Raw genomic sequence first — 12069 nt, 5'->3', positions numbered from 1 at the left:
CCCATGCAGAATAAAAAGGACCGGTTGGTTCGGGGAACGGCACTGGAGGGCAGGGTACGGGCTTTTGCGGTTCGTACGACAGAACTTACAGCAGAGCTGCAGCGCAGACATGATACGTATCCGACGGCAACGGCAGCACTCGGACGCACGGTTACCGCAGCCGCCATGATGGGAGCCATGCTCAAGGGCAGGGAAATGATCAATATACAGGTCAAAGGAAACGGTCCGATCGGGCAAATTGTCGCAGAGGCAAATGCGGAAGGGGAAGTTCGCGGATATGTCCAGAATCCTCATGTTCATCTGCCAAGCAACAGTCTTGGCAAGCTGGACGTGGCGGGAGCAGTTGGAACCGAGGGCTTTATCCATGTGATTAAGGATCTCGGCCTGAAAGAGCCTTACCGCGGCAGTGTGCCGATTGTTTCCGGCGAGCTTGGCGACGATTTCACGTATTACTTTGCCGTGTCGGAGCAGACGAATTCCGCGGTCGGGCTCGGCGTGCTGGTCGAAGCGGACAACAGCGTCAAGGTGGCGGGCGGTTTTATTATTCAGCTTCTGCCGGGCTTGAGCGATGAGGAGATTACGGAAATCGAAAAAAAATTAAGTTCGACCCCTTCGGTCACGGCACTGCTGGATCAGGGAATGGAACCGGAGGAAATGCTGCGCCAAATTTTGCCCGATACGGAAGTGCTGGACGAAATGGCGATCACGTTTAAATGTCATTGCTCCCGCGAGCGGGTGGAGCAGACCCTGGTAAGCCTGGGCAGATATGAACTGGAGCAGATCATCGAGGATGACGGCAAGGCCGAAGTGGTATGCCACTTCTGTAATGAAGCCTACTCTTTCAACAAGACCGAACTGCAGGAAATTCTCAATCAAGCGAAATAGGATCGTGTGGGGATGACGAGACAGGAATGCGCTCTGCGCAAGGCCGTTCTCGTTCTGGCCGGGTTCATCCTACTTCTTGCCGTCCTTCTCATATGGGAATGGCGGAAGGAACAAGGAACGGACGGGGACGATGAAGGCGGAAAAAGAATAGCGAAGGTGGCGGGCCAATCCGTTACGCAGCGGCAGTGGCAAGATGAGCTTCAAAAGAGACATGGCGACGAAGTGCTGCTCGCGATGCTTAACCGGATTGCGGTGGGGGCCGAGGCCAAGAAGCTCGGGATATCCATCTCCGATCAGGAAGTCGACCGGGAACTGAAGTCGGCGGCTTCCGGATACGGTTCGGAGGAGCAGTATTATGCGCAGATGGAATCGGAGCTTGGCATGTCCAAGGAGGAAGTCCGGGAAGAAACCGCATACAGACTCAGGCTGCAGGCGGTGGCAACGGCCGGAATTGTAATTAGCGACGGGGAAATCGATGAGTATTTGCAGCAGAATCCGGACCGGTTCCGGCCCGTCAAGGAGATCGGGCTGTCGATCATCAAGGTTAGTTCCTATATTGAAGCGGAGCGGGCCTTGGACCGGTTGGAAGCCGGGGAAGATTTTGCGGATTTGGCAAAAGAGATTTCTATTGACGAGGACAGCAGACTTCACGGAGGCCGGGTCGGCATGGTGGAGGAAGACGATCCTTTTTGGCCGCAGGAACTGCTCAAGACAGCGGCAGGGCTAAATCCCGGAGATGTTGCCGGTCCGTTTCAGATTGAGGGCGGTTATGCCGTGATCCAAACGGACAAAGTAACCGTTCCGCAGATGCCGGACGACCGGGAAATCAGGGATCAGGTCCGCAAGGAGCTTGCCTTGGAGAAGGCTCCGCCGCTGCAGCAGGTCGAGGATGATTTGCGCGCCAAATATGGAGTAGCAATAGATGTTGACAAGGGACTTCAAGATTGATAAGATGAGATTAACGTAAAACCTACTGATTTAGTCGGATTAGGACGGCGGACCTACATCATCCGCCGTACAGCGTGGGGCTTGGCGCGCGGCGTTTTCTATACTTTCGGGGGCAGACCCGGCATGACCAATGTTAAACGAAGGGCGGCCGTTGATGACCCAAGGGGCAAATGCTGAAGACTTATGTCACAAGTTACGCATTCTTTTATCTTATTAATCATTCTTAGGAGGTTTTTGCTCATGTCTAAAGTGGTCAACAATGTAACCGAGCTTATTGGAGGAACTCCGCTTGTACGCTTGAACCGGATTGTGCCGGAAGGCGCAGCGGAAGTTTATGTGAAGCTCGAATACCAGAATCCGGGTTCCAGCGTTAAGGACCGGATTGCAGTCAGCATTGTGGAAGAAGCCGAAAAGGAAGGCCGCCTGAAACCGGGAGATACGATTTTGGAAGCGACCAGCGGCAATACGGGTATCGGTCTGGCAATGGTAGCTGCGGCTAAAGGATACAAAGCTATTATCGTTATGCCTGAGACGATGAGCTTGGAGCGTCGCAACCTGCTTCGCGCTTATGGCGCGGAATTGGTTCTGACTCCGGGATCGGAAGGCATGAACGGCGCGGTCAAGAAAGCCGAAGCCATTCTGGCCGAGAATCCTAGCTACTTTGTTGCCGAGCAGTTCAAGAATCCGGCCAACGTGAAGATTCACCGCGAAACGACGGGACCGGAAATCGTAGAAGCGATCGATTCGATCGGCGGATCTCTGGACGCCTTTATTGCGGGTATCGGTACAGGCGGAACGATCACCGGCGCCGGCGAAGTGCTGAAGGAGAAATATCAGGACATTAAGATCTATGCGGTAGAGCCTGCGGCTTCGCCAATTCTTGCGGGCGGCAAACCGGGTCCTCATAAAATTCAGGGTATCGGAGCCAACTTTATTCCTGAAATTCTGAACCAAAATGTTTACGATGAAATCATTCATGTAGAAAATGATGAAGCTTTTGAAACGGCGCGCCGTGTAGCGAAGGAAGAGGGCATTCTGTCCGGTATCTCTTCGGGAGCCGCCATTTTCGCAGCGATCAAAATCGCCAAAGAACTGGGCGCCGGCAAACGCGTCGTTGCGATTGTTCCTAGTAACGGCGAACGTTACCTCAGCACGCCGCTGTACAACTACGAAGCTTAATTGATTTTTTTATCGATAATTTAAAGTAATGCGCAAAGAGCCTTTGACTTCCGCCTGTGAGCGGTCGTTGAAGGTTCTTCTTTATTTTGGAAAAGCATAAGCTTCGCGCTTTAGCTCTGGGCTTGCCGTTTGGTATTGGGCCTATCGGTTCTAGCTTATTCCGTATTATGAACTCTACAGCCATTCTTACCCGGCAAAAATAAGCGGCCCTTGCGGTTAGGCTTTTCAAAATTGGCGAAAATACAGTATACTGACAGGCAAATAGCTATTGAGCGTTTAGGAGGATGAACTTGGAGATCGTTGCGGGATGGAAGGAATGGGAGCAGTGGTCCGGCGAAGGCTGGAATACCCTGCCTCTGATCATACGATCGCAGCATGGACCGGGCGGACTGCCCCGCTCTTGGAAAAAAGCATGGGAAATCGCAACGCCTTATTCCGTAGTATTGGAAAGCGGAAAGGGAGGACGCTATACGTATCTCGGATTGCGCCCTTCGTCTGTGCTGACAGGCAAAGGGGAGCGCGCCGAGGTGCTGCGGATCACTGGCGGCTGTGATTCGGGAGCGGGCAGCTCGCCCGAAGTAGAAACCGGGGTGCTTGAGGGTGCGCCGCTAGAGGTGCTGCGCCGATGGATGGCGCCTTTTACCGCTCCCCGTCCGGATAATTCCATCCTTCCGCCATTTGCGGGGGGCTGCGTCGGCTTTCTGTCGTATGATGTGGTCCGCTCGCTGGAGCGTCTGCCTGCCGCTTCGGAGGATAACCCTGGATTTTCCGATTATCTCTGGATGCGGCTGGATGAGATATGGATTTACGACCATGAGGAGGATCAGTTGTACTGCGCGGTACACACCTTAATCCCTTCAGAGGATCGCATTGGACAAGAAACTCCATGGAACGAGGCTTATGAGGGGGAGACTCCTTCCGCGAATCCTCCCTCGGGAGCCGTGTCCGTTGAAGGACTCAAGGCGCTTTACGAAGAGTCGCTGGACAAAGCAGAGGGAATGCTAAGGCAGTGGCGGGAAATATGCGACGCGGCTGAGGCTGCTCGAGAAGCCGATGTGGAAAATCCGCATGTTCCGGATATCCCCGCAGAGGCCGAATCCGGCGAATGGCCGGGGATGTCCTCGGCCTTCACCAGGGAGAAGTTCCAGCAGGCTGTGCTGGATATCCAGGAATACATCCGCCAGGGCGATGTATTCCAGGTGAACCTTTCGCTTCGGCAGGAAGCGAAGCTGAACTCCTCGCCGGAGGAGGTGTACGAGTGGCTGCGCAGGCTCAACCCGTCCCCGTACATGGGGCTGCTGCGCTCGCCCGGCTTCGCGCTGTCCAGCGCTTCGCCGGAGCTGCTCGTCAAGCTGCACGGGGACAAGGTGAGCGCGCGGCCAATCGCCGGCACCCGGCGCAGGGGCCTGACTCCCGCGGAGGACGCCGCCATGGAGGCGGAGCTGCGCGGGAGCGTCAAAGAGACGGCCGAGCATATTATGCTCGTCGATCTGGAGCGCAACGACATCGGCCGCGTCTCTGCGTATGGCTCGGTTCACGTACCTGAGCTGATGACCGTGGAGCGATACTCGCATGTCATGCATTTGGTCTCCCAGGTCAATGGGAGGATCGCTGAAGGCAAGGACGCTTACGATACCATCGCGGCGATGTTTCCGGGCGGAACGATTACGGGAGCGCCGAAGGTAAGGACGATGGAGATTATCGAGGAACTGGAGCCGGTCCGGCGCGGTCCATATACGGGTTCAATAGGCTGGATTGACTACGGCGGCAATATGGAATTAAATATTATTATACGAACGCTTGTCGTAAAGGACGGAACAGGTTATATTCAGACGGGCGCGGGCATTGTGATCGATTCCGATCCTTACCGCGAATACCGGGAATGCCACAATAAAGCCAAAGCCATCGTCAAGGCGGTCCTGTGCAGCGAGGCGGCATGGGAGAAGCGGATGGGCGGCGGCGCGGAGGGAGCGAAAGAAAGATGATACTGGTTATCGACAACTATGACTCTTTTACGTATAATCTCGTGCAGTATTTGGGAGAGCTGGGCGAGAAGGTCGAGGTGCGCCGCAACGATGAAATCAGCATCGAAGAGATTGAAAAGATGGCCCCGGATCATATTCTGATCTCTCCGGGACCGTGTACACCGAATGAGGCGGGCATCAGTCTCGAACTGATTGACCATTTTAAAGGAGTAATCCCGATCTTCGGCGTTTGCCTCGGCCATCAGGCGATCGGACAGGCATTCGGCGGCAATGTCATTCGCGCGGAGCGTCTGATGCATGGCAAAACCTCGCCGATCCATCATAAAGGAGGCTCTGTCTTCGAGGGATTGGAATCGCCGTTTACCGCGACCCGGTATCATTCTCTGCTTGTGGAGCGCGAGAGCCTTCCCGACTGTTTGGAAATTACGGCCGAAACAGCGGAAGGCGAGATTATGGGACTTCGCCATAAGGAGTATCCGATTGAGGGCGTGCAGTTCCATCCGGAGTCGATTATTACCGATCACGGCCATACGATGCTGCGCAATTTCCTGAAGCGAAAAGCCGGAAAGACGGTATGAACTATATAGGAGTTAATGGCGGCGTCGTCGACGCCGCGGATGCCGTGGTTTCCGTCAGGGATCACGGCTTTTTGTACGGCATCGGCCTGTTCGAGACGTTTCGGACATACGGCGGTAGACCTTTTTTGCTGGAGCGGCACCTGCAACGTATGGCGGAAGGCTGCCGCCAGCTCGGCATTCCTTATGAGCCCGACACTGCCGCCCTGACGGACTGGGCCAGGAAGCTCATGAAACGGAACGGGCTGCAAGAAGCTTATGTCCGTTTTACTATAACTGCCGGCGAGGATGCTTTGGGTCTTCCTATGGGAGACTATATGCATCCGAATCAGGTGCTGTTCGCCAAGGCGCTGCCGCAGCGCCCCGCCGAGCTGGATACGAACGGCAAAGAGCTGCAGCTGCTCAAGCTGCGCCGGAATACGCCGGAAGGCAAGGTGCGCTTCAAGTCGCTGCATTATATGAATAATATTTTAGCCAAAAGAGAGCTGTCACTCTACACGTCCGCGGCCCGCGGCGCCGAAGGCCTAATGTTAACCGAGCGCGGAGAAGTGGCGGAGGGCATCGTCAGCAATGTGTTTTTTGTGAAAGAGGGCCGTTTGTTCACACCGGATGAGTCTACGGGCATACTCCCGGGAATTACCCGGGAAATGGTGATGGCGCTTGCGCGGAGCGAAGGCCTAGAGGTTGAAACCGGATTGTATCCATGGGAAATGCTGAGTACGGCGGACGAAGTTTTTTTGACCAATTCGATTCAAGAGATCGTACCGGTAACCATTATTTGGAAAGAGAGTGAACGGAGGGCAGTCGGAAGCGGGACTGCTGGTCCTATCACTTCCTTGCTTCTCAAGAAATATCGACAGAAAGCGGGCGGAGAGTAATGAAGCCTACACTTTATTCGCGAAAATATAATTGCGGCCCGACGGAACTTGCTTTGGGAACGCGGACTTTGGTCATGGGAATCCTGAATGTCACGCCGGATTCTTTTTCGGACGGCGGACTTTGGGACAAGCCCGAAACGGCCGTCCGCCATGCGCTTCAGATGGCGGAGGAAGGCGCTGACATTATCGACATCGGCGGCGAATCGACGCGTCCCGGACATGAACCGGTGAGCGCTGACGAGGAGCTGTCGCGAATCCTTCCCGTTATTGAGGCAATTCACCGCGCTGCGCCGCAAATTCCGCTATCGATCGACACCTATAAAGCGGAGGTGGCGAAGCAGGCGATTGCCGCTGGAGCGCATATCATCAACGACATCTGGGGGGGCAAAGCCGACCCTCTCATGGCACAGGTCGCCGCCGAAGCCGGCTGTCCGATCATTTTGATGCATAACCGTCACGACCGGAATTATACCGATTTACAGGCCGACATGATTGCAGACCTGCGTGAAAGCATCGATTTGGCTTTACAGGCGGGAGTCCAGGCGGAGAAAATCATCCTCGATCCCGGCATCGGCTTTGCCAAGGATTATCATGAAAATTTACGGGCGATGATGTCGCTTGACTCTTTGGCCGAGCTCGGCTATCCCGTGCTGCTTGCCACGTCGCGCAAACGGTTTATCCGTACGGCGCTTGACCTGCCGGTAGACGATGTGGTCGAAGGTACTGCGGCAACCGTGGCTTTTGGCATCGCGCAGGGCTGTCAAATTGTACGCGTTCACGATGTGCGGCTGATCAAACGGACCGTAACGATGTGCGACGCCATTGCTTACTCCGGTCAATAAATAACGAAAGGCGGCACCGAAAAATGGACAAAATGAAGCTTCACCGCATGGAATATTATGGCTACCATGGCGTTTTTGAAGAGGAGCGCAAGCTGGGCCAGCGCTATTATATTGATTTGGAGTTTGAAATGGACTTAAGCGGAGCGGGACTGAGCGATGACCTCCAGCAGACGGTAAACTACGCTGAAGCGCATGCTTTGGTTAAAAATATTGTCGAAATGGAGTCCTATAAGTTAATTGAAGCTTTGGGAGAACGTATTGCATCTGCCTTACTTGACACTTATACTATTATCAACGCGGTAACGGTCAAGGTGACCAAGCCGCATCCGCCGTTCGACGTTCATTTCCAGGGAGTGACCGTGGAACTGTACAGAACGAGAAAGTGAGAACCGATTCATGAGTAATCATTCCCCCTCTGAGCAGTCAGAGGCTTATATTGCTTTAGGGGCCAATTTGGGAGACCGCGAAAAAAGTCTAAAAGAGGCGCTTACCCTCCTTAATGCCCATGCAGATATTCAGGTTATGCGCTGTTCCGGCGTATACGAGACCGAGCCTGTCGGTTATTTGGATCAGCCGAATTTTTTGAATATGGCGGCAGCCGTTCGCACGTCGCTGATGCCTGAAATACTGCTGGATGTGATGCTGGAGATTGAGAATCAACTGGGCCGGGTGAGGGAGATACAGAACGGTCCGCGGACGGCGGATTTGGATTTGCTGTGGATGGATGGACAGACTATGAATACTCCGCATTTGACTCTGCCGCACCCCCGTATGCTGGAACGCGCATTCGTGCTTTTTCCGCTCCGCGATATCGTGCCGCAGGATGAACCGTCCGGGCTCTTGGAAAAAGTAACGGACGCGCTGGGCAAGTTAGACGGAAGGGAAGGAATCAAGTTGTGGACAACAAGCGGGTGGGAAGGCGGATTCGGGCATTCCGCAAGCTAAAGGGCTATACTCAACAGGAGCTGGCGGACCGCGCCGGCATTTCGCTCGCTGTGCTTGGAGCGGTAGAGCGGGGAAACCGACGTTTGGAAGATCAAATTTTAGATAAAATTGCGATAGTTTTGGAGGTCGGGGTCAAGGAATTGACCGACTCATCCTCAATATAAAGGAAGTGAATAGCATGCTTAAAATCGGCAACATCGAAATGAAAAACCAGGTTGTGCTCGCGCCTATGGCCGGCGTCTGCAATCCGGCTTTCCGGCTGATCGCCAAAGAGTTCGGAACCGGCCTGGTCTGCGCGGAAATGGTCAGCGACAAGGCGATTGTGCACGGCAACAAGCGGACACGCGAAATGCTGTTTGTCGACGAACGCGAGAAACCGCTGAGCTTGCAGATTTTTGGCGGGGACCGCGAGTCGCTTGTAGAAGCGGCAAAGGTAGTCGATAAAGAAACGAACGCCGATATTATCGATATCAATATGGGCTGCCCCGTGCCGAAGGTAACAAAATGCGATGCTGGCGCCCGTTGGCTCCTTGAGCCGAACAAGATTTATGAAATGGTCTCCGCGGTTGTCGATGCTGTCGATAAGCCGGTGACCGTCAAAATGCGGATCGGCTGGGACAGCGAGCATATTTACGTCGTGGACAACGCGCGCGCGGTGGAACGGGCGGGAGGCCAGGCGATCAGCGTGCACGGACGGACGCGCGAGCAGCTGTACACCGGACATGCGGATTGGAGCTATATCCGTCAGGCCAAGGAAGCTGTGTCTATTCCGGTAATCGGCAACGGCGATGTGCAGACGCCGCAGGATGCCAAAGCCATGCTGGATCAGACCGGCTGCGACGGAGTGATGATCGGTCGAGGCGCGCTCGGCAATCCGTGGATGCTGTACCGCACGGTCCAGTATCTAAGCACCGGAGAGCTGCTGCCCGATCCATCCCCGAAAGAGAAGATCGAGGTCGCCATTTTGCATATGGACCGGCTGGTCGCGCTGAAAGGCGAAGCGGTGGCTGTGCGCGAAATGCGCAAGCATCTGGCCTGGTATTTGAAAGGTCTGAAGGGCGCGGCCCGCGTAAAGGATGTTATTATGGAAGAAACGAAACGGGACGAAATGGCGCGGATTTTAAGCGATTTTGTCGACAAGGTTTCGGAAGAAGAATCGGGCGATGTAGAAGGCGCTGAAGCGTCCGTTTCTGCGGTATAACGCCTGCTGTCGTGCTTTATTTGGATGCGCCGGACGATACGAAGGCTGTCATTGACATTTTGTAACGGTTCCCATATAATTTCACAGTATAAATTCGCCGTTTCAAATAGTGCAAGGCAGCGGAGGGTTCTCATCCCTTCGGATTCGCATATAGTTATGGTGTTTTCAATAAATGTATACGACAGGAGAATCGGTTAAGATGAGCGATAAAGAAGTCATCCTTACCCCGGACGGACTCAAGCGTCTGGAAGAGGAATTGGAGAACCTCAAATCCGTTAAGCGCCGCGAAGTAGCCGAGCGGATTAAAGTAGCTATCGGATATGGAGATATAAGCGAAAACTCGGAGTATGAAGATGCCAAGAACGAACAGGCTTTTATCGAAGGCCGCATCATTACCTTGGAGAAAATGCTTCGCAACGCCCGCATCATCAACAGCGATGATATCAACACCGAGGTCGTCAGCGTTGGAGTAACGGTTTCCGTAGAGGACATGGAATTCGGGGATGTCATGGAGTACACGATCGTCGGCTCTGCCGAATCCGATCCGCTTAACAACAAAATTTCCAATGAAAGTCCGGTTGGCAAAGCCATTATTGGGAAGAAAAAGGGCGCTGTCGTCGATGTCAACGTGCCCGCAGGCGTTATTCAATATAAAATCATTGATATTAAGATGAAATAAATTTCGGACCTAAACGTCCGATCGCACTCGACTGCGCAGCCGGCGATGGTTGATTATACCGGACTGACGCAGACGGGAAACCGTTTGGATAAGCTTCCTTAGGGAAGCTTTTTTCAGGATATAAGAAAGATTAGGGTTCTAAAGGAACGGTCGACACAAGGTTCAAATCTGTTTTTGAAGGGATGACACGCAATGAGTGAAGAAATCAGCAACCAGGCGGGTACGGAGAGCGAGCTAAGCGAACTGCTGCAGATTCGCCGTGCCAAATTGGACGAGCTTCGGGGACTTGGGATCGATCCGTTCGGCAAAAAGTACCAGCGTTCGCATAATGCCGGAAATATTGTAGCCAAATATGATGGAATGACCCATGAAGAGCTGGACGAGCAGGCCGTTCATGTAAGCGTCGCAGGTCGGATTATGGCCAAACGGACAATGGGTAAAGCCAGCTTTGCCCACATTCAGGATCTTAGCGGTAAAATTCAAATTTACGTCCGTCAGGACAGCGTGCCGGAAGTCCAATATGCGGCATTTGGCGTGCTTGATCTCGGAGATATTATCGGCGTGACCGGCACCGTCTTTAAGACAAAGACCGGAGAGACCACAATCAAGGTGAGCGAGCTTGAAGTGCTGACTAAATCACTGCTTCCGCTTCCGGATAAATACAACGGCCTCAAAGACGTCGAGCTGCGCTACCGCCAGCGTTATGTCGATTTGATCATCAACCCTGAGGTTCAGCAGACCTTTATCGCCCGTTCACGGATTATTCAGTCCATGCGCCGTTACCTGGATTCGCTCGGTTATCTGGAGGTGGAGACGCCTACCCTTCATGCCATTGCAGGCGGCGCGGCCGCCCGTCCATTCATTACTTTCCACAATACGCTGGAAATGGAGCTGTACATGCGGATCGCTATCGAGCTGCATTTGAAGCGGCTCATCGTCGGCGGTCTGGAAAAGGTATATGAAATCGGCCGCGTCTATCGCAACGAGGGCATTTCCACCCGCCACAATCCAGAGTTCACCATGATCGAGCTCTATGAGGCTTATGCAGATTACACGGATATCATGCGCCTGACCGAGAGTTTGATCGCGCATATCGCCCAGGAAGTGCTGGGCACGCAAAAAATCAACTACCAAGGTCATGAGGTCGACTTGACCCCTGAATGGCGCCGCGTATCGATGGTGGATGCAGTTAAGGAAGTAACCGGTGTGGATTTTGGTGTGCATATGACCGACGAAGAAGCCCATCGGCTTGCCAAGGAGCATCGCGTACCGGTAGAAAAGCATATGACCTTCGGCCATATTCTTAATGCTTTCTTTGAGCAATTTGTCGAAGAAACGCTGATTCAGCCTACGTTTGTAACGGGTCATCCTGTCGAAATTTCGCCGCTCGCCAAAAAGAATGATCATGATCCGCGGTTTACCGACCGTTTCGAGCTGTTCATCGTAGCGCGCGAGCATGCTAATGCATTTAGCGAACTGAACGACCCGATTGACCAGCGCCAGCGGTTTGAAGCTCAGCTTCAGGAGAAGGAGCAGGGCAACGATGAAGCGCATGAGATGGATGACGACTTTATTCGTGCGCTTGAATATGGCATGCCTCCGACAGGCGGCCTTGGGATCGGCGTCGACCGTCTCGTTATGCTGCTGACCGACTCGGCATCCATTCGTGATGTGCTGCTGTTCCCGCATATGCGCAACCGTGCAGGAGAATAAGGAACGAGTTCTATCTATATAGAAGACTAATAACCCAGGGAAGCGGCGAAGTGTCCGGCTTTCCTGGGTTATTGATTTTATTCTATAAAACTATTGCAATCTCTAAATAGATATGGTATATTCTAATTCCGGCCAAGAAATACGAGTTCTGCTTCAAAAAGAAATAAAAAAAGAGCTTGCATTAAACGGACCGATATGATATATTATAAAAGTTGCTGCTGACGAGAAGTTGAGAGGCG

13 protein-coding genes are annotated in these 12069 nt (G+C 53.4%); all 13 read left to right on the top strand.

Annotation, left to right across the window (positions count from 1 at the left end):
• Positions 1–3 precede the first annotated feature (3 nt).
• The 13 genes from hslO to lysS all read left to right on the top strand — a co-directional run bounded on the left by hslO (position 4) and on the right by lysS (position 11830).
• Positions 4–885 (top strand): Hsp33 family molecular chaperone HslO, encoded by an 882-nt coding sequence (gene hslO / locus EH198_RS22020; RefSeq protein WP_124697675.1) that lies wholly within the window; start codon positions 4–6, stop codon positions 883–885.
• Between the two features lie 12 nt (positions 886–897).
• On the top strand, positions 898–1833 hold the full coding sequence (locus tag EH198_RS22015; RefSeq protein ID WP_124697674.1) for a peptidyl-prolyl cis-trans isomerase: 936 nt from the start codon (positions 898–900) through the stop codon (positions 1831–1833).
• Positions 1834–2073: 240 nt separating this feature from the next.
• Complete coding sequence (cysK, locus tag EH198_RS22010) at positions 2074–3012, top strand: cysteine synthase A (RefSeq protein ID WP_124697673.1); 939 nt, start codon at positions 2074–2076, stop codon at positions 3010–3012.
• A gap of 290 nt (positions 3013–3302) precedes the next feature.
• Positions 3303–4997 (top strand): anthranilate synthase component I family protein, encoded by a 1695-nt coding sequence (locus EH198_RS22005; protein ID WP_246014501.1) that lies wholly within the window; start codon positions 3303–3305, stop codon positions 4995–4997.
• Positions 4994–5575, top strand: coding sequence for an aminodeoxychorismate/anthranilate synthase component II (pabA, locus tag EH198_RS22000; protein WP_124697671.1), 582 nt, complete (start codon positions 4994–4996; stop codon positions 5573–5575). Before EH198_RS22005 ends, pabA begins: the two co-directional genes overlap by 4 nt.
• Positions 5572–6450: an aminotransferase class IV gene (locus EH198_RS21995; protein ID WP_124697670.1), complete on the top strand. Its 879-nt coding sequence runs from the start codon at positions 5572–5574 to the stop codon at positions 6448–6450. The genes pabA and EH198_RS21995 overlap by 4 nt, the downstream gene beginning before the upstream one ends.
• Entirely contained in the window at positions 6450–7292 is an 843-nt protein-coding gene (gene folP / locus EH198_RS21990; RefSeq protein WP_124697669.1) for a dihydropteroate synthase, read from the top strand. Before EH198_RS21995 ends, folP begins: the two co-directional genes overlap by 1 nt.
• A gap of 23 nt (positions 7293–7315) precedes the next feature.
• Positions 7316–7678: a dihydroneopterin aldolase gene (folB, locus tag EH198_RS21985; protein WP_124697668.1), complete on the top strand. Its 363-nt coding sequence runs from the start codon at positions 7316–7318 to the stop codon at positions 7676–7678.
• Between the two features lie 10 nt (positions 7679–7688).
• Positions 7689–8237 carry a 2-amino-4-hydroxy-6-hydroxymethyldihydropteridine diphosphokinase gene (folK, locus tag EH198_RS21980; protein WP_124697667.1) on the top strand — a complete coding sequence of 183 codons (549 nt, stop codon included), beginning with the start codon at positions 7689–7691 and terminating at the stop codon, positions 8235–8237.
• Positions 8189–8401 carry a helix-turn-helix domain-containing protein gene (locus EH198_RS21975; RefSeq protein ID WP_025332621.1) on the top strand — a complete coding sequence of 71 codons (213 nt, stop codon included), beginning with the start codon at positions 8189–8191 and terminating at the stop codon, positions 8399–8401. The genes folK and EH198_RS21975 overlap by 49 nt, the downstream gene beginning before the upstream one ends.
• Before the next feature lie 14 nt (positions 8402–8415).
• Positions 8416–9438, top strand: coding sequence for a tRNA dihydrouridine synthase DusB (gene dusB, locus EH198_RS21970; RefSeq protein ID WP_124697666.1), 1023 nt, complete (start codon positions 8416–8418; stop codon positions 9436–9438).
• 199 nt (positions 9439–9637) lie between these two features.
• Positions 9638–10117, top strand: a complete 480-nt coding sequence (gene greA, locus EH198_RS21965; protein WP_124697665.1) for a transcription elongation factor GreA — start codon at positions 9638–9640, stop codon at positions 10115–10117.
• Between the two features lie 192 nt (positions 10118–10309).
• Complete coding sequence (gene lysS / locus EH198_RS21960) at positions 10310–11830, top strand: lysine--tRNA ligase (protein WP_124697664.1); 1521 nt, start codon at positions 10310–10312, stop codon at positions 11828–11830.
• The last annotated feature ends 239 nt before the right edge of the window (positions 11831–12069 follow it).

It is taken from the genome of Paenibacillus rhizophilus, from assembly GCF_003854965.1.
In the GTDB taxonomy this organism is placed as follows: Bacteria; Bacillota; Bacilli; order Paenibacillales; family Paenibacillaceae; genus Paenibacillus_AQ; species Paenibacillus_AQ rhizophilus.
The sequence above is the reverse complement of the archived record's forward strand: the minus strand, read 5'-3'. Positions and strand labels throughout refer to the sequence as shown.